This window comes from uncultured Abiotrophia sp., assembly GCF_938010525.1.
In the GTDB taxonomy this organism is placed as follows: Bacteria; Bacillota; Bacilli; order Lactobacillales; family Aerococcaceae; genus Abiotrophia.
Window position 1 is genome coordinate 21,235 of the sequence record NZ_CALLVK010000019.1, and the last position, 24,278, is coordinate 45,512.

The 24,278-nt window shown below is 43.1% G+C and carries 21 protein-coding genes and 1 pseudogene; 20 read left to right on the top strand and 2 right to left on the bottom strand.

Annotated elements, in window-relative coordinates; translation table 11 throughout:
* Positions 1–35 precede the first annotated feature (35 nt).
* Complete coding sequence (gene plsY / locus Q0339_RS03735) at positions 36–680, bottom strand: glycerol-3-phosphate 1-O-acyltransferase PlsY (RefSeq protein ID WP_298077463.1); 645 nt, start codon at positions 678–680, stop codon at positions 36–38.
* A 188-nt stretch (positions 681–868) separates the two neighbouring features.
* On the opposite strand from plsY, the gene parE reads away from it, so the two are divergent.
* From parE to nrdH, 12 genes are all read left to right on the top strand, one after another.
* A complete protein-coding gene (parE, locus tag Q0339_RS03740; RefSeq protein WP_298077464.1) occupies positions 869–2,956 on the top strand; it encodes a DNA topoisomerase IV subunit B in 2,088 nt (695 codons plus the stop codon).
* A gap of 2 nt (positions 2,957–2,958) precedes the next feature.
* Complete coding sequence (gene parC / locus Q0339_RS03745) at positions 2,959–5,418, top strand: DNA topoisomerase IV subunit A (RefSeq protein ID WP_298077465.1); 2,460 nt, start codon at positions 2,959–2,961, stop codon at positions 5,416–5,418.
* A gap of 418 nt (positions 5,419–5,836) precedes the next feature.
* Positions 5,837–8,065, top strand: a complete 2,229-nt coding sequence (gene pflB, locus Q0339_RS03750) for a formate C-acetyltransferase (RefSeq protein ID WP_298077466.1) — start codon at positions 5,837–5,839, stop codon at positions 8,063–8,065.
* An 83-nt stretch (positions 8,066–8,148) separates the two neighbouring features.
* Positions 8,149–8,928 (top strand): pyruvate formate-lyase-activating protein, encoded by a 780-nt coding sequence (gene pflA / locus Q0339_RS03755; RefSeq protein ID WP_298077467.1) that lies wholly within the window; start codon positions 8,149–8,151, stop codon positions 8,926–8,928.
* Between the two features lie 207 nt (positions 8,929–9,135).
* Positions 9,136–10,065 carry a manganese-dependent inorganic pyrophosphatase gene (locus tag Q0339_RS03760; RefSeq protein ID WP_298077468.1) on the top strand — a complete coding sequence of 310 codons (930 nt, stop codon included), beginning with the start codon at positions 9,136–9,138 and terminating at the stop codon, positions 10,063–10,065.
* 23 nt (positions 10,066–10,088) lie between these two features.
* Positions 10,089–10,763 carry a TlpA disulfide reductase family protein gene (locus Q0339_RS03765; protein ID WP_298077469.1) on the top strand — a complete coding sequence of 225 codons (675 nt, stop codon included), beginning with the start codon at positions 10,089–10,091 and terminating at the stop codon, positions 10,761–10,763.
* Positions 10,764–10,838: 75 nt separating this feature from the next.
* Positions 10,839–12,539: an NFACT RNA binding domain-containing protein gene (locus tag Q0339_RS03770; RefSeq protein WP_298077470.1), complete on the top strand. Its 1,701-nt coding sequence runs from the start codon at positions 10,839–10,841 to the stop codon at positions 12,537–12,539.
* Positions 12,540–12,884: 345 nt separating this feature from the next.
* On the top strand, positions 12,885–13,865 hold the full coding sequence (locus Q0339_RS03775) for an ABC transporter substrate-binding protein (RefSeq protein WP_298077471.1): 981 nt from the start codon (positions 12,885–12,887) through the stop codon (positions 13,863–13,865).
* A gap of 7 nt (positions 13,866–13,872) precedes the next feature.
* On the top strand, positions 13,873–14,748 hold the full coding sequence (locus Q0339_RS03780; RefSeq protein ID WP_298077472.1) for an ABC transporter permease: 876 nt from the start codon (positions 13,873–13,875) through the stop codon (positions 14,746–14,748).
* A 12-nt stretch (positions 14,749–14,760) separates the two neighbouring features.
* Positions 14,761–15,552 carry an ATP-binding cassette domain-containing protein gene (locus tag Q0339_RS03785; protein ID WP_298077473.1) on the top strand — a complete coding sequence of 264 codons (792 nt, stop codon included), beginning with the start codon at positions 14,761–14,763 and terminating at the stop codon, positions 15,550–15,552.
* Positions 15,553–15,567: 15 nt separating this feature from the next.
* Entirely contained in the window at positions 15,568–16,407 is an 840-nt protein-coding gene (locus tag Q0339_RS03790; RefSeq protein ID WP_298077474.1) for an LD-carboxypeptidase, read from the top strand.
* Between the two features lie 187 nt (positions 16,408–16,594).
* Complete coding sequence (gene nrdH, locus Q0339_RS03795; protein ID WP_070755589.1) at positions 16,595–16,822, top strand: glutaredoxin-like protein NrdH; 228 nt, start codon at positions 16,595–16,597, stop codon at positions 16,820–16,822.
* Positions 16,823–16,866: 44 nt separating this feature from the next.
* Here the strand turns inward: nrdH and Q0339_RS03800 are convergent, their stop codons facing one another.
* The gene (locus Q0339_RS03800; protein ID WP_298077475.1) at positions 16,867–18,030 is read right to left on the bottom strand and encodes a response regulator transcription factor; all 1,164 of its coding nucleotides are present in this window, start codon (positions 18,028–18,030) and stop codon (positions 16,867–16,869) included.
* Between the two features lie 201 nt (positions 18,031–18,231).
* Between Q0339_RS03800 and Q0339_RS03805 the strand changes: the two genes are divergently transcribed.
* From Q0339_RS03805 to Q0339_RS03840, 8 genes and pseudogenes are all read left to right on the top strand, one after another.
* On the top strand, positions 18,232–18,696 hold the full coding sequence (locus Q0339_RS03805; protein WP_298077476.1) for a PTS sugar transporter subunit IIB: 465 nt from the start codon (positions 18,232–18,234) through the stop codon (positions 18,694–18,696).
* 70 nt (positions 18,697–18,766) lie between these two features.
* Complete coding sequence (locus Q0339_RS03810; RefSeq protein ID WP_298077477.1) at positions 18,767–19,330, top strand: GNAT family N-acetyltransferase; 564 nt, start codon at positions 18,767–18,769, stop codon at positions 19,328–19,330.
* A gap of 8 nt (positions 19,331–19,338) precedes the next feature.
* Positions 19,339–20,010 (top strand): thermonuclease family protein, encoded by a 672-nt coding sequence (locus tag Q0339_RS03815; protein ID WP_298077479.1) that lies wholly within the window; start codon positions 19,339–19,341, stop codon positions 20,008–20,010.
* A 14-nt stretch (positions 20,011–20,024) separates the two neighbouring features.
* Positions 20,025–21,203 (top strand): CapA family protein, encoded by a 1,179-nt coding sequence (locus Q0339_RS03820; protein WP_298077480.1) that lies wholly within the window; start codon positions 20,025–20,027, stop codon positions 21,201–21,203.
* A 114-nt stretch (positions 21,204–21,317) separates the two neighbouring features.
* Entirely contained in the window at positions 21,318–23,027 is a 1,710-nt protein-coding gene (locus tag Q0339_RS03825) for a hypothetical protein (RefSeq protein WP_298077481.1), read from the top strand.
* Between the two features lie 70 nt (positions 23,028–23,097).
* A complete protein-coding gene (gene traF, locus Q0339_RS03830; RefSeq protein ID WP_070755595.1) occupies positions 23,098–23,454 on the top strand; it encodes a conjugal transfer protein TraF in 357 nt (118 codons plus the stop codon).
* A 70-nt stretch (positions 23,455–23,524) separates the two neighbouring features.
* Positions 23,525–23,866 (top strand): zinc ribbon domain-containing protein YjdM, encoded by a 342-nt coding sequence (locus Q0339_RS03835; protein WP_035364310.1) that lies wholly within the window; start codon positions 23,525–23,527, stop codon positions 23,864–23,866.
* A gap of 135 nt (positions 23,867–24,001) precedes the next feature.
* Positions 24,002–24,278, top strand: a pseudogene (locus Q0339_RS03840) (hypothetical protein); the annotation flags it as partial.

Consider the following 24,278-nt stretch of genomic DNA (forward strand, 5'->3'; position numbering starts at 1 on the left):
CGCTTAACTCTGTTGGGAGCTAAGCGTGTTTGCTTTTATTTAGTTTGTGATGAATCCTTGGATCCATGCTGATTGAGCCAGAGACCGAGACCAAAACTGATAGTCTTTTCTTCATGGCGCAGTAGGCGCTCAATGTTCTGGCGGTGACGATAAATCATGAAGAGGGCGATCATGATAAAGGTCACACCGTAGATTTTATTGGGCTGAGTCAAGAAGAGATAGCAGGCGGTCAAGCTATAAGCAACCATGGCTGAGAAGCTAACGGTACTGGTTAGATAGAGTAGGGTAAAGAAGCTAATAACCATGACCAAGGCAATCCAGAAATGGAAGCCTAGCAAAACACCAATAGAAGTAGCAACAATCTTGCCGCCCTTGAAGTTGGCCCAGATGGGATAGGCATGGCCAATTAAGGCTGCAAGGGCGACAGCCGAGATCACCCAAGCATTATCTGTGAAGAGCCATTTGGCTAAGAGGACTGGAATCCAGCCTTTTAAGACATCGATCATGGCAACTAAGACGGCTGACTGAAAGCCATAGGTACGTCCAATGTTAGTCGCACCACTGTTACCAGAGCCGGTTTGGCGCACATCTTGGCGATAGCGTAGACGTGAATACCAAACCCCAGTAGGAATGGAACCTAGTAAGTAGGTAGCAATAATCAATAGGATTTTGAGATGCATAGAGAGCCTCCTTTAAATTCCCCTTTAGTGTATCACGAATTCCTAGTAAAAAAAAGGCCAGAGGACATCTTTCAGTTGCTATTTGGCGGATGATGCGCTAGAATGGGCCAGATGAAAGATTTAATTGAAATCTAGACCTAGTATTTGGTATGATAGAACAGTTGAAACAAAAAGTTGAGGTGACAATAATGGCTGATAAGCAGCAATTATTAACAAATTATGGTGATGATGCCATCCAAATCCTAGAGGGTTTAGAAGCCGTACGCAAGCGTCCGGGTATGTATATCGGCTCTACTGATCAACGTGGCTTGCATCACCTTTTATATGAAATTGTGGACAATGCTGTCGATGAAGCTTTGTCAGGTTTTGCAGACCATATTAATGTAACCATCTGTCAAGATGGCAGCGTTAAGGTTCAAGATAATGGTCGTGGTTTGCCAGTCGGCTTGCATGCTTCCGGTAAGCCAACCATTGAAGTGGTCTTTACTGTCCTCCATGCCGGGGGTAAATTTGGTCAAGGTGGCTATAAGTCTGCCGGCGGCCTTCACGGGGTAGGGGCGTCAGTGGTTAATGCGCTCTCTACTTGGGTGCAGGTTGAGGTGGACCGTGATGGCTATACCTATCAGATGCGCTTTGAGAATGGGGGCGTTCCGGTTACTAAACTAATTAAGACTAAAAACTCCAACAAGTCTAAACATGGGACTACCGTGCATTTTATGCCTGACAGCAAAATTTTCGGTCATGCTAGCATAAACAGTGAGACGATTGCAGAACGTTTGCGCGAGTCAGCTTTCTTACTTAAGGACTTAACGATTGAACTAATTGATGAACGCATTGATTATCATGAAGTCTTCCACTTCAGCCAAGGTCTGATTGACTTCATTACTTATTTAAATGAAGAGAAAGATACTCTTGGAGATATCGCTGGTTTTGCTGGTGAGGTTGAGGGCTTTGAAATTGATTTTGCCTTTCAATATAATGATGGCTATTCTGAGACCATTCTATCCTTCGCCAATAATGTTCGCACAGGTGGCGGGGGTAGCCATGAGGTTGGGATGAAGACCGGCATGACCAAGGCCTTCAATGACTATGCACGTAAGGTGGGGCTGCTCAAAGACAAGGATAAGAACTTGGAAGGTTCAGATGTCAGAGAAGGGCTAACAGCGGTTATTTCGCTACGTATTCCTGAGGAATACCTACAATTTGAAGGTCAAACCAAGGAAAAACTCGGAACGCCTAAGGCGCGCCCACTGGTAGAAAACTTCGTTAACGAGAAAATGACGGCCTATCTCAATGAGAATGGTAACTTCTCTCAGATGATTTTGCGTAAGGCCATTAAGGCCAGAGAAACGCGAGAAGCGGCTCGTAAGGCACGTGACGCGGCGCGTTCTGGTTCTAAGAAGCAGGCCCAAGAACGAGCGATTTCCGGTAAATTAACCAAGGCTCAATCAAAAGATGCTAGCAAGAATGAACTCTACCTAGTCGAAGGGGACTCTGCAGGTGGCTCAGCTAAGCTTGGTCGTAACCGTCAATATCAAGCCATCCTACCACTTCGTGGTAAGGTCATCAACACCGAAAAAGCCTCTATGCAAGATATCCTCAAAAACGAGGAAATCAATACCATGATTTATACAATTGGGGCTGGAGTAGGGGCAGATTTTGACCTAGAGTCGATTAACTATAACAAAGTCATTATCATGACCGATGCGGACACGGATGGTGCCCACATTCAAGTCTTACTCTTAACTTTCTTCTACCGTTATATGAAGCCCTTGTTAGAAGCGGGCAAGGTCTATCTGGCTATGCCTCCGCTCTTCAAAATATCTAAAGGATCAGGTAAGAAGCAAGTGGTGGAATATGCCTGGACAGATGAAGAATTAGCCAGCAAAATTGCCAAAGTTGGCAAAGGCTATGTCCTCCAGCGCTATAAAGGTCTTGGGGAAATGAACGCTGACCAGCTATGGGATACTACCATGAACCCGGAAACCCGTCTATTGATTCGTGTCACGATTGATGATGGGGCACGCGCGGAACGCCGACTGACTACCCTGATGGGTAATAAGGTAGAACCACGACGTAAGTGGATTGAGCGTCATGTCAGTTTTACGCTAGATACAGAAGACTCACTTCTGGAAATGTCGCAAGGGCAAGAATCTAGTCATGCCCATCATGAAAGTTTAGTCAAACAACAAGATGCGCGTCAAGAAGCCCAAGGACCTGAGTTAATCGCCCAGGATTCCGGTGAATTTTCACTCTTTAATGATGAGGAGGTCTAAGCATGAGCCAAGAAATGATTCAAGAATTAAGCTTTGCGGATGTGATTGGTGATCGCTTTGGTCGTTATTCCAAGTACATCATTCAAGACCGGGCCTTGCCAGATATTCGAGACGGTCTCAAGCCGGTTCAACGCCGAATTCTATACGCTATGTATCGTGACCGTAATACAGCCGACAATCCTTATCGTAAGTCCGCAAAGACGGTCGGTAATGTCATCGGTAATTATCACCCTCATGGGGACTCTTCTGTCTATGAAGCCATGGTCCGCATGAGTCAAGACTGGAAGTTACGTAATCCTCTGATTGATATGCACGGAAATAACGGTTCTATGGATGGGGACCCAGCCGCGGCTATGCGTTATACTGAAGCCCGCCTGTCACCTATTGCTGCTCAGTTACTGCGTGATATTAAGCAAGAAACCGTTGATTTTATCCTTAACTTCGATGATACGGAAGAGGAGCCAACGGTTCTGCCAGCACGTTTCCCTAACCTCTTAGTCAATGGGGCAACAGGGATTTCAGCTGGTTATGCCACTGAAATTCCTCCTCATAACCTAGGTGAAATTATTGATGCCGTCATCTATCTCTTAACCCACAAGCGCCCTAAGTTAGAGGAATTGTTGGAGTTAGTACCGGGACCTGACTTCCCTACGGGGGCCATTATCCAAGGCATTGATGCCATTCAACAAGCCTATAAGACTGGGCAGGGAAAAATTACCCTGGTTTCGCAAACTGATATTGAGACCTTAAAAGGTGGTAAGAGTCAGATTGTGGTGACCGAATTGCCATACGAAGTCAACAAGAGCAAACTCATTCAACGCTTAGACGAAATTCGCATTCAGCGTAAGGTAGAAGGCATCGCGGATGTTCGCGATGAATCTGACCGCAATGGAGTGCGTCTGGTTGTAGAACTCAAGCGTGATGTGGACGCCAAGGGGATTCTGACCTACCTCCTAAAACATACTGATCTGCAGGTTAACTACCATTTTAATATGGTAGCCATCAACAAAAGACGACCAGAACTGGTCAATTTACAAACGATGTTGGAAGCCTATATCAGTCATCAACAGGAAGTCGTCACCCGTCGTACTCAGTATGATTTGGCTAATGACCAAAAACGTCTACATATTGTAGATGGCTTGATTCGCGTGGTTTCCATTCTGGATGAAGTCATTGCTACCATTCGTCGGTCTGATAATAAACAGGATGCTAAGGAAAACTTGGTAGCCGAGTTTGATTTTTCTTTAGAACAAGCCGAAGCCATTGTGTCCTTACAACTTTATCGTTTGACCAATACCGATATTACGGCCTTGCAACAGGAACGTTTGGAATTAAATGAACGAATTTTGATGTATCAAAATATCCTATCTAATCCTGAAATTCTCAATAAGGTTTTGATTAATGAGCTTAAAGCCATTAAAAAAGAGTTTGCAACGCCTCGTCGTAGTCAAATTCAAGCTCAAGTTCAGAGCCTGGAAATCGACACCCATATTCTGATTCCTGACGAACAGGTTATGGTTTCCTTGACCAAGGAAGGCTATATGAAGCGAACCAGTATGCGTTCCTTTGCCTCATCTGATCTAAATAGTTTGGGCTTACGTGACTTTGACTATCCAATCTTTGTTGAGGAACTCAGTACTCACCAAGAATTAGTCATTATCACTTCCAAGGGAAATTATATCCATATTCCGGTACATGAACTGCCTGAAATTAAATGGAAGGATCTTGGGGTCCATCTGTCCCAAAACTATCAACTTCAAGATGGCGAGCGCTTTGTTAATGCTTTTGTGGCCAACCAAGAGGATCATAAAGTTATCTTAGCTACTAAGGCTGGTATGATTAAGCAGACGCCATTATCGGCCTTCACAACTTACCGATCATATAAAACGCGGACGGCAAAGGCTATGAATCTGCTAGACGATCAAGATGAAGTGGTAGCAGCAGAATGCCTTAAGACCGGCCAGAACTATGAAGTGGTCTTGTTGACCAAACGTTCTTATTGCTTGCGTTACTCAGCTGACTTAGTATCAGAAATGGGTCTGAAAGCCAAGGGGGTAACAGCTATTAAGTTGAAAGAAGAAGACCAAGTGGTGGCCTGCCTAGTCGTTAATCAAGAAGCAAAACGCCCGCAACTCTTTGCCTTGACTCAACGTGGCAATGTGAAACGCAGCGACCTAACTGTCATACCTGAACTGGGACGTGGTTCTCGTGGTGTCCTCTTACTAAAAGAATTAAAAACCAATCCACATCAATTATTGAAAGTCCTAGCTCTTGATAAAGCTCAGCACCAAGTCTGTCTTTTAGGGGATACAGGACAAAGTGTGGTCTTTCCAGCTAGTGAGATCCCACTGTCGGATCGCCTTGCTAACGGCTCGCAAGCGCCTGATTTAGCCAAATTAGGTAACGTCTTAGACTGCTATTTAGTTTTGGACATCCAATCTCAGGCTTCAGAAGTAAATTAGTTTTTTAACCATCGTCTGATTGGGCGATGGTTATTTTTTGCTTGGACTTTGTGCAAGATAGTGAGGGTAGGGTAATAAAGTTTGTTCATTTTACTTGTAGAAGAAGATAGATCTGTCTTAGTATTGCTTGTTATAGATTTTTTGTAAGAAAAAGAAAACGTGTAGGACTAGGGTTAGAAGCAAATGTACTAATACAGATGACAAATTATTAGCAAACAGAATTAGTACAGGATAGATATTTCACAAACTTTTGCACAATATGCACGACTTTGTGAAACCGGTGTAAACCTTGATATAACAAGATATTTTACTTGATGTTTCTGAGCTAAAGGGCTTGCATTTTAAAATGTGAGTGTTATAATGAACATATAAAAGTTGTTGTACTAGATAATTTACAGTTCAGTTAAGGAGGATATCTATGGAACAATGGCAAGGCTTTAAAGGTAAAAAATGGCAGGAAGAAATCGACGTGCGCGATTTCATCCAACAAAACTATACGCTCTATGAAGGAGACGATAGTTTCTTAGCAGGTCCTACCCAAGCAACCAAAGACTTATGGGCGCAAGTAATGGACTTGAACAAGCAAGAACGTGAAGCAGGCGGTGTCTTAGATACTGACACATCTGTTGTATCTACCATCACTTCTCACGGTCCTGGTTACTTAGATAAAGACAAGGAACAAGTGGTTGGTTTCCAAACTGACAAACCATTCAAACGTGGTTTACAACCATTTGGTGGGATTCGTATGTCTGAAAAGTCTGCAGAAGCTTATGGTTTCCATGTAGACCCAGAAGTATCTCACATCTTTACTGAATACCGTAAAACGCATAACCAAGGGGTATTTGATGTTTATACACCAGAAATGCGTGCAGCTCGTAAGTCTGGGATCATCACTGGTCTACCAGATGCTTATGGTCGTGGCCGTATCATTGGTGACTACCGTCGTGTTGCTCTCTACGGTGTTGACCGTTTGATGGAAGAAAAACTCAAAGACTACAACAACATCGGTTGCGATGTTATGACCAATGACATCTTACAATTACGTGAAGAATTGTCAGAACAATATCGTTCATTGAAAGACCTTAAGAAATTAGGGGAAATCTACGGCTTCGATATTTCTAAACCAGCAACTACTGCTAAAGAAGCTTTCCAATGGCTCTACTTAGCGTACTTAGCTGCTATTAAAGAACAAAACGGGGCAGCAATGTCCTTGGGTCGTACTTCTACCTTCTTAGACATCTACGTAGAACGTGACTTACGCAATGGTACCTTGACGGAAGAAGAAGCGCAAGAATTAGTTGACCACTTCATCATGAAGTTACGTCTAGTTAAATTCATGCGTACACCTGAATATAACGAACTCTTCTCTGGGGACCCAACCTGGGTAACTGAATCTATTGCAGGGGTTGGTTTAGATGGTCGCCCATTGGTAACTAAGAACTCCTTCCGTTACCTCCACACCTTATCTAACTTAGGTCCAGCACCAGAACCAAACTTAACCGTGCTTTGGTCACCACAGTTAACTGATGGCTTCAAGACCTTTGCAGCTAAGATGTCTATCGAATCTTCAGCTATCCAATACGAAAACGACGAAGTAATGCGTCCACAATATGGTGATGACTATGCGATTGCCTGCTGTGTGTCTGCAATGCGTGTTGGTAAACAAATGCAATTCTTCGGCGCTCGTGCTAACTTAGCTAAGTGCTTGCTCTACGCAATCAACGGTGGTGTCGATGAAAAATCTAAGGCTCAAGTAGGTCCTAAGTTCCGACCAATCACTTCTGAATACCTAGACTTCGAAGAAGTAATGGAAAAGTATGATGATATGATGGAATGGTTGGCAGGACTTTATGTCAATGCCCTCAACTGTATCCACTACATGCACGACAAGTACAGCTACGAACGCATTCAAATGGCGGTTCAAGATACCTACATTCACCGTACAATGGCGACTGGTATCGCTGGTTTCTCTGTAGCGGCTGACTCCTTGTCTGCAATCAAATACGGTAAAGTTAAGACAATCCGTGACGAAAACGGCGTAGTTGTTGACTTTGAAGTTGAAGGCGACTTCCCTAAATATGGGAACAACGATGACCGCGTAGATAGCATGGCGGTTGATCTCTTGAAACGCTTCATGACTAAAGTTAAGAAGCACCCAACTTACCGTAATGCGCAACACACTACTTCTATCTTAACCATCACTTCTAACGTTGTGTATGGTAAGAAGACTGGTAACACACCTGACGGTCGTCGTGCAGGTCAACCATTTGCACCAGGTGCTAACCCAATGCACGGTCGTGACACTCACGGGGCTTTGGCTTCCTTATCATCTGTTGCTAAAGTACCATACTCTTACGCACTAGACGGTATTTCTAACACCTTCTCCATCATCCCACGTGCCTTAGGGAAGGAAGAAGATGTGCAACAAGAAAACTTATCCAACATGTTGGATGGTTATTCTAAAAAAGGTGGTCACCACCTCAACATCAACGTATTCAACCGCGACACCTTAGTGGATGCGATGGAACACCCAGAAAACTACCCACAATTAACCATCCGGGTATCTGGTTACGCCGTTAACTTCATTAAGTTGACCCGTGAACAACAATTAGACGTTATCAACCGGACTATGCATAGCCAAATGTAATAGTCGAGTCTTGACTGGGAAAAGTGACGGGGCAACTCGTCGCTTTTGCCCTTTATATAGAGATAGGTAAGGAGATAAATGCAATGCAATTTGGGAACACAGCCACAACACAAGTAATTGGTCATGTCCATTCAACCGAAAGTTTTGGGTCCGTGGATGGCCCAGGCATTCGATTTATTACCTTCATGCAGGGCTGCCGCCTACGTTGCGAATTTTGCCACAACCCAGATACTTGGGCGACGCGTGGGGGACATGACTACACACCTCAACAACTCTTTGACGAGGCCGTTCAATACCAGGATTTCTGGGGTAAGAAGGGTGGCGTTACGGTAAGTGGGGGAGAGCCTCTCTTGCAGATTGACTTTATTATTGAGTTTTTCAAAATCTGTAAAGCCAATGGAGTCCACACTACTTTAGACTCATGTGGGGGACCATTCACCCGCAAGGAGCCATTCTTTAGTAAATTTAATGAATTGCTTAAGTATACAGATTTAATTCTCTTGGATCTTAAGCACATTGATTCAGATGGCCACCGTAAGTTAACTGGTCAGCCTAACGAGAATATCCTAGACTTAGCCAACTATTTATCTGATATTGGTCAACCAGTATGGATTCGCCATGTCTTGGTACCTGAACGAACTGACTTTGATGAATACCTGATTCGTCTTAGTGCCTTCGTTAAGACGCTTAAGAATGTCTTGAAATTTGAAGTCTTGCCATATCATAAGTTAGGAGTTTACAAGTACGAAGCCCTGGGGATTAAATACCGTCTAGCAGGTATTGAGCCGCCAACACCTGATCGGGTAGAGAATGCCAAACGTATTCTAGAAACTGCCTCTTATCGCGGTTATCTAACAGCTTAAGGATTGAATAGCCTTTAGTGATTTACTATCACTAAAGGCTATTTATTTTTGTGGACAAGTTATAGGCGGGAAAGTTGCCAAGCTGTGTGTGAAAGCGTAAAATGAAAGGGTATGAGGGACTTTGCCTGGACCTCTTTGGGGCTATAATTTTTCCCAGCTACATGTTAAAATTAAGGCAGTAATTATCTTATAGGAGGATCCACTGACATGACCCAATATTTAGTTTTCGGACATAAAAACCCAGACACTGACACCATTGCATCTGCTATTGCTTTTGCCTACTACCTTAATCAAAAAGGCCACCAAGCAGAGGCCGTAGCACTTGGCACACCTAATGAAGAAACGGCCTTTGCCCTTGATTACTTTAAAGCTCAAGCGCCTCGAGTGATTGAATCAGCGGCTGGGACAGGTGCCCATGTGGCTTTGGTTGACCACAATGAAGCCAGCCAATCTATTGATGATTTAGCTGATTTAACAGTAGACTATGTCATTGACCACCACCGGATTGGTTTTGAGTCTGCGCAACCATTATACTATCGTTGTGAGCCAATTGGCTGTACTGCCACCGTACTTTATAAGATGTTTGGTGAAGCAGGAATTGAAATTCCTGCCCAAATTGCCGGTCTTATGCTGTCTGCCATCATCTCTGATAGCTTACTCTTTAAATCACCAACCTGCACCCCTGAAGATGTGGATGCTGCTCAAGCTTTGGCACAACTGGCAGGTGTTGATGCACAAGTATATGGTTTGGATTTATTGAAGGCTGGGACTAACTTGGCAAGCAAATCCGAAGAAACCTTACTCAACTTAGATGCTAAGAGCTTTGACATGAATGGCCGTCAAGTACGGATTGCTCAAGTCAATGCCATTGGCTTTGCTGAGCTCTTGGCACGTAAAGAGGCTCTCCTAAAGGCAATGCAAGCAGAAGTTGAAGCAAAAGGATATGAACTCTTCTTGCTGGTTGTGACAGATGTCTTAGATAGCAATTCCTTTGGTTTAGTTGTAGGTCAAGACCTATCTGCCTTAGAGGCTGCTTTTGGTCAAAAAGTGGTGGACCAACAATTAGAGCTACCTGGGGTCGTGTCACGTAAAAAACAAATTGTACCACCATTAACTGATAGCTACGCGGCTCGCTAGTTATCTGTCGAAAGGGAGCTTTTATGAACAAAGTTAAGAAATTGCTTTATCCAGCCCTAGCCATTTTAGGATTAGTAGTGATTGGAACTAGTATCTGGCTAGCCAACCAATCGAATCAAGAACCTGCTTCAGTGGCAGTGTCTACTAACACATCTGAGGAGTCGAGCTCACAAGTTGCCAAGGCTGATTCTTCCTCTAGTGAGGCAGCAAGTTCCACGTCGTCTAGTAGCCAGGCCGTACGCGGGGTGAACAAGCCAGAACGTAAGGGGACGCCTGCTCCTGAGACTAAGTTGCTTGATGAGCTTGGAAATACCATTGACTTGTCATCAAAATTTGGTAAACCAACTATCATCAATATTTGGGCTTCTTGGTGTCCACCATGTCGGGAGGAAATGCCTTATTTCTTGGAAGCCTACCGCAAATACGGGGATAAAGTTAATTTTGTTATGATTAATGCAACTGGTAGCCGTCCAGATGAGACAGCAGAGAAGGCGCAAGCTTATTTGAAAGAAGCTGGCTTGACTGACCTACCAATCTATTATGACGATCAACGTCAGAACCAAATTGCTTTTAACGCTGTCAGCCTGCCAACAACCTATATTCTCAATGCTAAAGGAGAAATTCTTAAACGTGGCCAAGGTTCTGTGCCAAGGGAAGAACTCTTCAAAGTACTAGAGCAAATGGTGGCTGAGCAGTAGTTTAAGTGACTAAAAGTAAGAACAGTGCCTAGGGCGCTGTTCTTTTATTCAAGTAATTAGAGAGGATGTGATGGGATGAGTTTTGATGGTTTTTTGACTCATGCCTTGGTTAAGGAGCTAGGTAGCCACTTAATAGGGGGGAAGGTTGCCAAAATTTATCAGCCTTTTGAGCAAGAACTGCAACTTGTTATTCGATCTCAACGCCAAAATTTCCGTCTTCTGGTTTCTATCCATCCTCAATACTATCGCCTCCATTTGACGGATGAGCGTCCCTCTAACCCGGAACACGCCCCAATGTTTTGCATGCTCTTACGTAAACACTTAGAGCAAGCCGTGCTACTAGATATTCAACAAGTCGAGAATGATCGGATTGTTGAGCTGCATTTTACGGGACGAGATGAGTTGGGGGACAGTCAGGTTTATCGCTTGATTATTGAACTAATGGGGCGGCATTCCAATGTGATTCTGGTTAATGGCCAAGGTCGCATCATTGACTGTCTTAAACATGTACCTATGGCTTTTAATTCCTATCGCTTGTTGCAGCCCGGTGCTGACTATCGCCGGCCACCTCAAGATCAGAAACAAGTCAACTTGTTTAAGCTCAGCCAGGTGGATAGAGTAGAACTAGCAGAGCGATTAGCTAGTGCGACTAGCCCGGGTCAGGTTCAAGCCCACATTCAGGGCCTAGGCCGACTAGCCAGTCAATCCTTCTTAGCCCAAGTCCAATCAGGGAAAAAATGGGAGGCAGTTCTAGCTGATTTCTGTCAGGCAGTAGAAGCAGGGGGCGCCTATTTCTTAGAAGCAGAGAAACCTGATTTTTATATGACGCCTTTAGTAGGTGTGACTGGTCAGTGGGTGCCCCATGAGACATTGTCAGGCTTGATTGCTTTCTATTATGCGGAACGCGTTCGATTAGATCGAATTAAGCAAATGACGGGGGACTTGAACCAACGTTTGCAGCATTTGATTGAACGAAACCAACTTAAGCTAGCTAATTTGGATCGAGATCAAGCTGTGGCTTCCCAATCAGAAAGCTATCGCGTCAAGGGTGAATTGCTGTCTGCCTACGCCTACCAAATTCAAAAGGGACAGAGTCAAGTTTCTTTACCAAATTATTATGACAATGAACAAATGATATTAATTGACTTGGACCCGCGTAAGACGGCAATTGAAAATAGCCAGGCTTATTTCAAGCGCTATACCAAATACCGCGATGCTCTCAAGCATATCGAGCTCCAAAGGCAGCTTGCACAAGAAGAAATTGCTTATTTGGAATCTGTGCAAGTACAACTTAGTCGAGCTGACCTCCTGGATGTAGCGCAAATTCGCCTAGAACTAGCGGAGCAAGGCTACTTAAGTGCCAAGCAACAAAATCTCAAAAAACGCCGTCAAGAAAAGGGCTTAGGCCCTCGGCTTTATCAAGCAAGTGATGGGACACGAATCTTAGTAGGTCGCAATAATTTTCAGAATGATCAACTCAGCCTTAAACAGGCCAATAAGAACTTCTGGTGGCTACATGCTAAGAATATTCCAGGCTCACATGTCATTATTGAATCTGAAAATCCTTCAGATTCTACCTTGACAGAAGCAGCCATGCTAGCAGCCTATTATTCCAAGTTTCAACAGTCAGCCAATGTTCCAGTTGACTATTTACAGGTTAAGTTTCTAAGAAAACCAAATGGAGCCAAACCGGGCTATGTTATCTACGAAGGGCAGAAAACCCTAAGTGTAACGCCAAATCCGGAGCTTATTCAAGCCATGGAAGTTAAAGAGTAAGAATTTTCCACATTAGTCTTGACACTGCTTGCAAACAAGGTTAAACTATGATTATAAATTAATGAAAGGTTGAGGCAAATGTTTCAAAGTCAAACACAAGCAACAAAATACTGGCAATTCTGGCATAGATAGGTTGTAGACTTGGAACATTTCCAATGGATACAGCCCAGTTTATCATACTGCTGTATCTATGTAGCCTAACACCTCTGTTTACTGCATAGACACTGAGTCAAGACTATGCGTAGATAATCCAGAGGTTTTTAGATAGGACTTCTAATCCGACGCATAGCTGGCGTCGGATTTTTTGTTGCTAAGTAATTTTTATTAGAGAAAAGGAGATTTATCATGAAAAAAGTAGTTAAATTTGTTGCACTATTCTTCGCTTTAATTCTTATTGCAGGCCAAGGCCTAGTGGCGGATGCAGCACCTGCCAAATTAAAAGTTACCATTGTTCAACTTGTGACTCATCCATCTTTGGATGAAATTACTGGTGGGATTAAGGAATCGCTCGCTAGCCATGGCTACAAGGAAGGGGATAACCTAGAAATTGACTTCCAAAATGCGGAAGGCGACATGAACCTACTTCATAACATTTCGGAAGAAGTAGTGGCTAAGGAACCAGATTTAATCTTTGCCATCACCACTCCAGTGGCGCAATCCTTACAACAAGCTACCAACAAAATTCCTATTGTTTTAGCTGGTATTACAGACCCTGTCAGCGCCAAATTAGTGACGGCTTTAGATAAGACAGACGGCAATATTACTGGGGTTAGTGACTTTGCACCTTTGGAAGACCTCTTCAAACAATTCAAATCCCTTGATTTAGATGTTAAAACTATTGGGATGATGTACACCACTAGCGAAGACAATGCTAAAGCTGAAGTTGAAAAAGCTAAAGCTATTGCTGAAAAATTAGGCTACAAGGTAGAAGTGAAGACGATTGACTCAACCAACGACATGGCTTTAGTAGCTGAAGAATTAGCAAGCAAGAGTCAAGCCATCTTCATTCCAACGGACAATACGATCGCTAGCTCAATTAGCACACTCTTAGATGTTACCGACAAGGCGAAGATTCCAGTTCTTCCAACTTATGAGAAGGCAGTCAAAGAAGGGGCCCTCTTATCAGTAGCCATCAGCCAAACTAATATCGGTAAGCAATCAGCCGATCTAGGTCTCAAAATTATTGATGGCACCAAGATTTCTGATTTACCAATCGAATTTGCTAAAGAAACCGTTAAAGTCTATAACGGTCAAACTGCTGAGAAGTTAGGCATTCAATTACCAAGCGACCTGACCTCTCAATTCAAGGATCTAAGCAAGGAGTAATTTCTATATGGGAATTTATTATAGTGCTATCGCTCAGGGGCTGCTATACAGCCTTATGGGGATTGGGCTCTACATTACCTTTCGTATTCTAAACTTTGCCGATCTGACAAGTGAAGCTTCTTTCGCGGTGGGGGCGGCAGTCGCAGTCAAGACCTTAACCCTAGGCTTACATCCTGTCTTATCCTTGCTCACAGCTTTTGTGGCAGGGATGCTGACCGGTTTAGTTACTGGGCTATTGATGACCTATTTCGAAATTCCATCTCTTTTAGCGGGCATTATTACCTTAACTGCCTTTTATTCCATTAATCTGCGAATTATGGAACGGGCTAACTTGAGTTTGCGCCAGGTTAAGACCCTCTACGATCTATTAGCTGGCCTAATGGCAGATTCTACTAGTCGTATTTTCCTCGTGGGATCCATCCTAACCCTGATTGTCATTCTTTTGCTGGGCTATTTCTTTAAGACTGATTTAGGTCAATCCATGGTTGCTTCAGGGGACAATGAAGTCATGGCGCATAGTATGGGGATTTCGGTTAAGTTAATGAAATGCTTGGCCCTTATGGCTTCTAACGGCATTATTGCTGTAAGTGGGGCGCTGATTGCCCAACAGAATGGTTATGCTGATGTGGATATGGGGACCGGGACAGTGATTATCGCGCTATCTTCCATTATTATTGGGGAGATGCTTTTCAAACAGTTGACCCTATCTATGAGGCTATGTGCCATTGTCGTGGGTTCTGTCCTTTATCGCTTACTCTTGGTGGCCGTGCTCAAGCTTGGCTTCTTACCATCTGACTTCCGCTTGATATCTGCCTTAGTCTTAGCCGTCTTCTTGGCTTTGCCAGCTATGCGCAAAAAAATCCAAGCTAAAAAATTAAGATAGGAGGATAAGATAATGACCATACAACTGGATGTACAATCTATTAGCAAGACCTTCTATCGTATGCAGGATAGTCCTTTACAGGTACTAAGTGATATTTCTTTCCAAGTCCAAAAGGGCGAAATTCTGGGGATTATTGGAACTAACGGAGCAGGCAAGTCTACCTTACTCAACTGCTTGACTGGCCATACGCCTGTGACCTCTGGCAGCATTCAACTTAATGGGCAAGTGATTAGTAACCAAGCTGAAAGCAAGAATGCAGCTCTCATTAGTCGTATTTTCCAGGATCCGCGCATGGGGACCGCTCCACGTATGACGGTCTTTGAGAATCTTATGTTGGCCTCTAGACGGGGTCAAAAACCTGGCTTTAAGCGATCACTTACTAAGGATAACTATGAGGCCATGAGAAATTTACTAGGTCAATTCCATTTGGAATTGGAAGATCGTTTGAATGTACCAATTGAGGCTCTATCGGGTGGTCAACGCCAAGCCATCGCTTTAATCATGGCCACTCTCAAAAGACCAGAGCTTCTACTCTTAGATGAGCATACTGCCGCTTTAGATCCGCGTACTTCTCGTCAGGTTATGCAAATGACCTCTGACCTGATTGAGAAGGAAGGGCTGACGGCGCTCATGATTACTCACCAGTTGCCAGATGCCATTGAATATTGCGACCGTATTCTGCTCATGCATAAGGGGCAGATTCAGCATATCTATGACCAGGATCAAGTCAAGAGCTTATCGGCCCCTGTCCTGTATCGCCATCTGGAAGACTTGATTGAAGCTGAAGCCCAAGCGACATCGTAATGAAAGGAGTCGCATATGACACTTTTACAAGCTAGCCATGTGGTTCTACTAGGGTGCTCAAATGGCAAGGCCAAGACCACTCAAGCTCACGATAATCTGGATACTTTGGTAAAACTCCTGACCAGTCAATATGGTGCTAAGGTTACGATTAGGCCTAGTATTTGGCTAGATGAGGAAACGGGTGGTCACTGTTCAGCCGAGCTTAGGGCAGACTATTTGGCTCAGGCCTTAGCTGATTCTGAGGTAGACTGGATAATGGATTTGACAGGTGGAGACTTGGCTAATCAAACCTTAGCAGCCTTACCGGAAAAATTCTTCCAGCAGCTAAATCGTCAAAAGCCCGTCTACTATATGGGTTACAGTGATAATAGTGTGATCCTTAATGCCTGTTTGGCTCATGACATGATTCTGCCGGTGAATTTCTTTCCCCTGGCCTTGGTGTTAGATAGCGCTTCGCGCGCTAACTTTGAGGCTTTCTTACAAAATAAGCAAGAAGGCCATTTGCAAGCTTTTGGCGGAAACATTCGTTGTTTTCTAAAACTGGCCGGCACTAGTTTCTGGCCACAAGATATAGTAGGACGTCGCTTATACCTGGAAGCTAGTTCGGGTTCCTTAGAGCGAATCCAGTCCATGCTAGTCCAGCTTAGTCAGTTAATTACTTTAGATGATTTAAGCGAAATTTGTCTGGGGCAATTCAATGAATTGGACGACAAGGGACAGCGCCCAATTTTAGTGGACTATCTTAGTAGTATGACGGAGACAGCCATCACCGAAAATTTCTATTTGGGGCATCGTTTCCCCCTGGCTCCTTTTATTTATCATAGTATTAGTGATGTAACTCTTCCGAATAACTAAAAAAGACATGGAACTCATCCAAAAAATAGTGAACTTTGTCTGGCTAGATGCTGCTTAACGTTCGTGAAGCAGCACTATATGTAGTAGGTAAAATTTGTTAAACCAAAAATTTTCACTATATATAGATTGCCTTTTCCTTCGAAACAGGGTATGATAGTAAAGTAAATTCGAAGGAGGGATTCGAACGATGAAGAAAATAACGGTATACTCAAAACCAAACTGTATGCAGTGTGATTTTACTAAGCGTTTCTTAGATCAGCACAATCTGGAATATACAGCTGTAGACGTTATGCAAGATAGTGATGCCCTGGCTCGTGTGCAAGCTCTAGGCTTCCAATCGCTACCTGTAGTCGTAGCGGACGGTGTTGAACCATTTTTTGGTTTCCGTCCAGATATGCTTGAACAATTGGCATAAAAGAAAAGACCCGGTTTACGCCTTATAGAGTAAACCGGGCTCTTTTATTTTAGAAGTTGTTTTGCATAGTGTGAAGGACTCATGCCGTATTCCTGGGTGAAGACTCGTGAAAAGTACTGTAGGGATCCGTATCCCAAGGTTTCAGCAATCTCAGATAGGGTTAATTTAGATTCTTTGATTAGAAGCTTACTACGCTTTAGGCGAAGTTGGTTGATATAGTTTTTAGGTGTCATGTTGGCATATTTCTTAAATAGCAACTGTAGGGTTGAGCGCGATAAACTGAAGTGATTAACCAAATCATTGACCTGATTCTCAGCTTCCACATGATGATGTAGATAATCGACAATGGACTGGAAAAGTTCGTTCTCGTAATTTTCTCGCATAGAAGTACTTGGTTCATCATAGAAGGCCTGATCACTTTTAAGCATTTGGATAATGACCGACTTGAAGAGGGTAATCATTTCATCAGCATAAAAGGGAGCACTTGGTCGATTAGATAATTCCACCATTTTTTCGATAACTTGGGTGTAGTGATTGCTGAGATGTACAATTTTATTTTTAAGTTCAGGACTAATGCCACTTGCTTGGAACATAATAGATAGATAGGTAGATACGCCATCTTTCTTAACCATTTGGCTGTGTCGCTGATTAGGATAATAGAGCATACAATCATGCCGCTTGGCAACATGCTTCATTCCTTCTACTTCATGGACAAGTTCACCTTGGTCAACAATTGTCATTTCAAAGTAGTCATGTTGATCGTTGACGAAACGGTAAGGAGCAGTCTTGACTTGATAGAAGAAACCATAGACTTTTTCAATTTTGATTTCTTCTACAAAGTCTCTGACTTTAAGGGCTTGCTTAGCAGCCACTAATTCTGGACGATGGTTAAAGCGGGGTTCTAACAGAATGCTACATTCATCTGTAATAGATAAGATGTTAAAGCAAATATTAGAATGTAACTCAATCGAGCCTTGTAAAACAAACTCTTGGTAAGTGTCCACTAGATAGGGATTGTGGGTCATAATGATCAGCGCAATACCACTGTGAGCGGTGATTGTAACAGTATCAGGAAATTTCAGGAAACTATCTGACTTCTGACGATTGATGGTGAGGGCTTTTTTGGTATGCTTATGACTATCAAATTCAAAATTAGTGAGGGTATCAAAATAGTCAGCGTGAGCAAAAGCGGATGTCTTAATGTACATAGGATCACCCCTAATATTTATAACATATTTACCTTTTTAGTATACCTCAATTTTGGCTATTAATCACTAAAAATGTCCTAAAAGTTAAAAAGGATAAATTAAAAATGTCTAAGATTCCATCAATACAGTTGTATCTAGCCTTAAATAGCATTATACTATTGATTGTAGAAAGTATTTAGTCATGAGAGGAAGGAAATCTCAATGCCAACAATCGAAATGGCCAGAGTTGATAATCGACTCATTCATGGCCAGATTTCAGTTCGATGGTGCAGTAAACTCGAAATCAATACAATCATTGTCGTCAACGATGCTGTTGCACAAAACAAGGTACAACAAGGCTTGCTAGATATGGCTGTTCCAGATGAATACCATACACGCTACTGCACCTTACAACAAGCCATTGACAAGCTGCCTAATCTGACTTCAGATAAAAAAATGTTACTCATTTTTGAGAATATCCAAGACCTACGTAGCTTGGTAGCTGCAGGAGTTAAAATCCCATATATCAATATTGGTAACTTGGATATGTCGCCTGGTAAACGTCATATTGCAGCCTCAACTTCCTTAAGCCAAGAGGAAATGGATTGGCTGGATAGTCAGGCTCAAGCAGGGACTAAGGTTGAAGTAAGACGGATTCCGTCCGAAGAAGCAACCTATGTATTTTAAGCTTTAGAACAAGTCCAGGCCCTTGGTTTGGGCTTGTTTTTCAATCTTTGTAAATGTTAGGAAGTGCCCTATGATACGCCCAGCCCAGGCCAGTGATGTGCCTGCTCTCTATGATTTAATGGCCATTATCTGGCAAGATATGGAGTTTGAACCATACGTTACACTAGATTCTCAGACTTTTAAAGAGGCTATGGTTCAACATCTCTTAGATACTAAGCAAAAGTATAATTACCAAAATTGCTGGGTCTATCAATCTAGACATACGGGCCAGATTCAGGGGCTTGTCTTAGGTTACCCTGGCCATTTAGAGCCTAGATATGATCGCCTCATAGAGCAGCATTTTGGTGATCACACAGAGTTAGGAGATTTCTCCTTGACTCGCGAAAGTCGAGACGATGAATGGTACATTGATATGCTAGTCGTTGCTCCTCAAGCTCGGGGATTGGGCATTGCGACCGCCCTGGTTAAGCACCTTGAATCTGTTCACTCAGAGGGGACTGTTTTAGGCCTTAATTGTGACTTAGTCAATCCCAGAGCCAAGGCCCTTTACCATCGCTTGAGTTTTGAAGTCAGTGACCAAGTTACTTTCTCAGGCCATGACTACCACCATATGCAAAAAACTGTAAAGCCCTAGGAGGATATATGAACTTTAAAGACTATACAAGCAAAGACTGGATTCGCTTAGTAATTGGACTCTTGATTCTAGTCCTAATCTGGTATTTCCGTCCTGGTGGCCTAGATAGCCCTAAGGACAAGAATCACAGCCCTGAGTCTAGCCAAGGATCGCAAAATTCTGGCTCTACTAGTGAGAAGCTTGATATCAAGGCTTTTACTGGGACCAACTATCAAGTCCTGCCAAAAGGCCAGAAAATTCCGGTTAACTTTGTCCGCATTGTAGATGGGGATACAGTTGTCCTCTCCTTAAACGGACATGAATTTCGGACCCGTTATCTGATGATTGATACGCCAGAATCGGTTAAGGAAGGTCTCAAGCCACAGCCATTTGGTAAAGATGCGGCCCATCGCAACCAAGAATTATTGACCAATGCTAAGCAGGTTACCCTTGAGTTCGACAAGGGACCCTATGCCGATGATTATGACCGGGCGCTTGCCTATGTCTATGCCGATGACAAGTTAGTATCCCTAGAATTAGTCAAGGAAGGTTTGGCCTCGGTTTCCTATGTCAATCCCCCTAACAACAGTCAAGAAAAGACTCTAAGACAGGCCCAAAAACAAGCTAAGAATGCTAAAAAGGGTATCTGGTCCATCCCCAACTACGTCAATGATAAGGGAAAATTTACTATCCAAGAATAAGAGAGGAATCGCCTATGCAGCTAAGAAATAAGCAAGCCCAACAAGTATTCAAATTCAAGTTGAAGCGCAAACTTCTTTTAGTCATGAGTCTATTGACTTTATGGACGCCCCTGTCATTGGTTCAGGCTCAAATGACCATTGATAAAAATGAGTCAGCCATGCAGTCCGTAGGCCAAAGCAGTGAGTCGAGCCAAGAGGGATCAACAGTCCGCGTGCGTGCTATTGGCGATATTCTCTTGCATGACTTTGTCTATGAACGGGCACGAACTGCCAATGGCTATAATTTTGATAGCATGTTAGCGCCAGTCAAGTCCTATTTAGAAAATGCCGACATTACCGTTGCTAATATGGAAACCATTGTAGCAGGGGAGTCTGTTGGCTTAGGTACCTATCCCTTCTTCAATGCACCGTCACAGATTGTTGACAGCCTTAAAAATGTTGGGGTAGATATCGTCAACAATGTGTCCAACCATACCATGGATATGGGGGCACAAGGGGTATTAGCTTCCATTAAGGCCCTCAAACAACGAGACATGATGTATGTGGGTTCTTATGAGAGCTGGGAGGACTATAATACGCCTCGCATCATTGAAAGAAACGGCATTAAGGTTGGTTTTTTGGCTTATGCATATGGCCTTAATGGTTTGGAACGTCCTCAGAATCAGCAGTATCTAGCAACACTGATCGACAAGCAGCTCATACCACTTGAAATCAAGGACTTGAATAGTAAGGTCGATGTTTCAGTAGTCATTATTCAAAATGGTGAAGAGTATGAGACCATGCCGACGGCAGACCAAATAGCTACTCATCAAATGGCTCGTGATGCTGGTGCCAACTTCGTTTTAGGTGGTCATCCACACGTTTTAGAGCCTTTTATCTACTATAATGAATCTCAAGCGGGACTCTTCTCACATGGTAACTTCCTGACGGGTCAATACGAGACAGCAACCAAGGTTGGGGGGATCACAGAATTTACCTACCGTAAGCTAAATGATGGTAAGGTTGTTCTGGATAGCATGCGTTTTATGCCAACTTATAATATTGGCCTACCAGAGTCTACTGAATACCTGGTTGTACCACTGGCTGACTGGCAGAAATACAATATTGCAAATGGACAAGCCCTTATGGACGAAATCCGTCAACGTATGACGCGCTTTACTAACAAGGTTCAAGTCGTTGACTACCTGGATTAATCATACATATTTTATATAAAAGAAAAGCCTGATGGGATGGGCTTTTCTTTTTTTATGTCGATTTTTCGGATATAATTAGCCTATTTTGGGTATATATATATGGAGGGGAGCAGTATGAAAGTAAAATTTAAGGGCATCTTGACAACTGGCTCCATACTAGTTGTCATGGTGGCTAGTCAGGTGGGGGCACAATCAGCCTATGTTTTATCTCAGTCTGTTAATAAGATACCAGTTGAGGCCTCAACTTGTGTCAGCCTTATTCGACAAATGACCCAAGCAGATGCAAACGACACTAGCAGTTCCCAGGACTTAGCAAGTCAGATGCGGGATCAAGAAGCTAGCTTAGCCAGCCTAGAAGATCAAGCCAAGCAAGTACAAGCTGAGCTAGCTAGCTTAGACGATAAAATCAAAACCCTACACGACCAGTTAGATCAAGTCTTAGATAGTGCCTATCAAGATTTAGTAAAAGAAAATCCTGAATTAGCTCAAGCTAGTGAAGACCAGCAGGCAGCCACTTTAGCCAATCAACCTCAAGTGGCCAGTTTGCAAGATGCTTTATCGAGTGCGCAAGCTGAAAAACAAGAAAATCAGACCAAGTTAGACCAAATCAAGTCAGATATAGCCAATTTGGATTATGAGCATGACCATAAAGAAGACCAATTAGAGCAATCCAAATCCAATAAGACGGCACTTAATGCCTGCTTGCTTTATCCTTACTCTAGTCACTATCTTAGTGCCGAGAGCCTAGCGCTCAATCCTGCTAGTGAGACCTTGGCTGACTATTTGGTACAGGTCAATCAAGTGCTCAAGCAGATTGTTCCCTTAGCCTATCAAAAGCTTAAGTACCAAGAGATTGAGACACTATTTTCACCTGAAACTAGCAATCTTGATGAGGTTAACAAGCTATTGGAGGGCAAACAGGACTTGCGACTTTCACCAGAAGGAGAGACCTATTATCAGTATGCGCAGGAACTATCGTTATTTGACGTAGAAATTTTGGCTAATCTAGCCCTGCGTCACTACTACCAATCAGGTGATAAGGCGACTTTGCAAGCAAAGTTCGATCAAGTCTACCAACTCAAAATCGGCCAATATCGTTATCTGACATCCATTAACAAAGAGGTTTTTCAAGCCCTTAAACAAGGTTTAGCCGACTATCTTAACGCCCACCACTATGGTGCTGAAGCCCAAGGAAAATTGCAAGCCTTGGTGGAGCATTATCAATTACATTTAGTGAATTATAATGAGACCAGTCAAAAGTGGCAGCTAGTTGAAGATGAGGAGGAAAGCTTCCTGACTATACCAGATTTGATGTCAGAAAATCCTGAGACTAACAGTTCAAATAGTGAGTTGGATGATAGCAACTATCATAATTCTACTAGAGAATGGACACCGTCCGACCATGATAGGCAGACAAGAGACCCTAGCAGTCAAGGGCATCAAGAAACTTCAAGCTCAAGTCAAAAGCAGTCAGAGTCTAGCTCGGAATCGTCAGGAGATAATAATCCCGAGACACTAAAGCGACTTAAGGAGCGACTCAATAAACGGCAGGCTAAGAATTCCAATCATCAGAGCAAATCCAAGCATCAAACCCCGTCCGGCCAATCTAAAAAGCAAGCTAAAGCAAAAGCCAATTCAAATCAAGCCAATGAGAGTAGTCAAGACAAGGGCAAGGGCAGTGTCAAGTTGCCTGATACAGGCGAGCAAGCCTTTTACATGACATTAGCCTTGGCACTTTGTGGCTTAGCAGCTGTCATTGTAGCTATCTATCTCTACCGGCGTTATCGCGAACGCAAGAAACTCAAAGACATTCATTTTGACTAAGCAAAGCATTTTGTGATGGGCAGGAAAAATCGTATAATAAAAGGGTAAAATGCAAAGGAGTGATTAATTCATGAATGAAGTAGCAAACTACCTAGAACAAGTCAAAGTATTCCAAGCTGTCAGCCCTGAAGAAGCCAAGGCATTGATGGACGCCAAAGATGGTGGCATCCTCTTTATTGGCCGTGAAAGCTGCCCATACTGCCGTCGTTTTGTGGCTAAACTTAGTCCATTAGCACAAGAAGCTGGCTTAAAAGTGGCTTATCTGCACTCGCAAAATCCAGAAACTTTGAGCCAGGTGCAACAATTACGCGATCAATGGCAAGTTCCAACTGTGCCAGGTTTCCTCTTTTCGGACAAAGAAGGGGTTCATGTTAAGTGTGACAGCTCCCTAAGTCCAGAGGAGATTCTAGCCTTTGTTAAGCGCTAGTTACTAAAATATTCTTGATTCCTCTTAGCTGATTCTGCTATACTGAGACTAAGCAAAAAGGAGGAAGAAGATGTCTAAATTACCAAATTGCCCGCAATGTGATTCTGAATATACCTACGAAGATGGCCAGCTCTTTGTCTGCCCAATGTGTGCCCATGAATGGACCCAGGAAGACGAAGTTGCTCGTGCTGAAGCCGGGATTATTCGCGATGCCAACGGCAATCAACTTGAGAATGGTGACAGTGTCACGGTCATTAAGGATCTTAAGTTGAATGCGACGACAACGATTAAACAAGGGACCAAGGCTAAAAACATCCGTTTAATTGATGAGCCAGTTGATGGTCACGACATTGCATGTAAAATTGATGGCATTGGTAGCCTTTATCTCAAATCAATTTACGTCAAGAAATAACCAGTGTCTTAGGACCCGTTCTTACGTCAAGAACGGGTTTTTTGCCGATTAATTCAGCCCTTGGACTGATAAGGACAGACTGATTTTAGGTTACAATAGAAAGTGTTTAAAAAATCTTGAAGGGGAGGGGAGACCATGCAGCAGACCATGCGACACTCATTGAAGCAATTGTTCTTGCTTTTATTTCGTCATTTGTTAAGTTTTGTGACGATTGCAGCCCTCCTCCAAGTAGCCATTACCTATGTGGGGGGCTATCTTCTCAAACTGATTTTTCGCTTAGCTCTCGTTCTGGGCAACCAGACCCATTTAGACATTAATAATTTTTCTTATCTATTGAGGCAACCCGACAGTCTATTAGCATTTCTCTTATTTGCCCTCTGTTTTGCGGCACTTTTCTTTATCGAGTTATCGG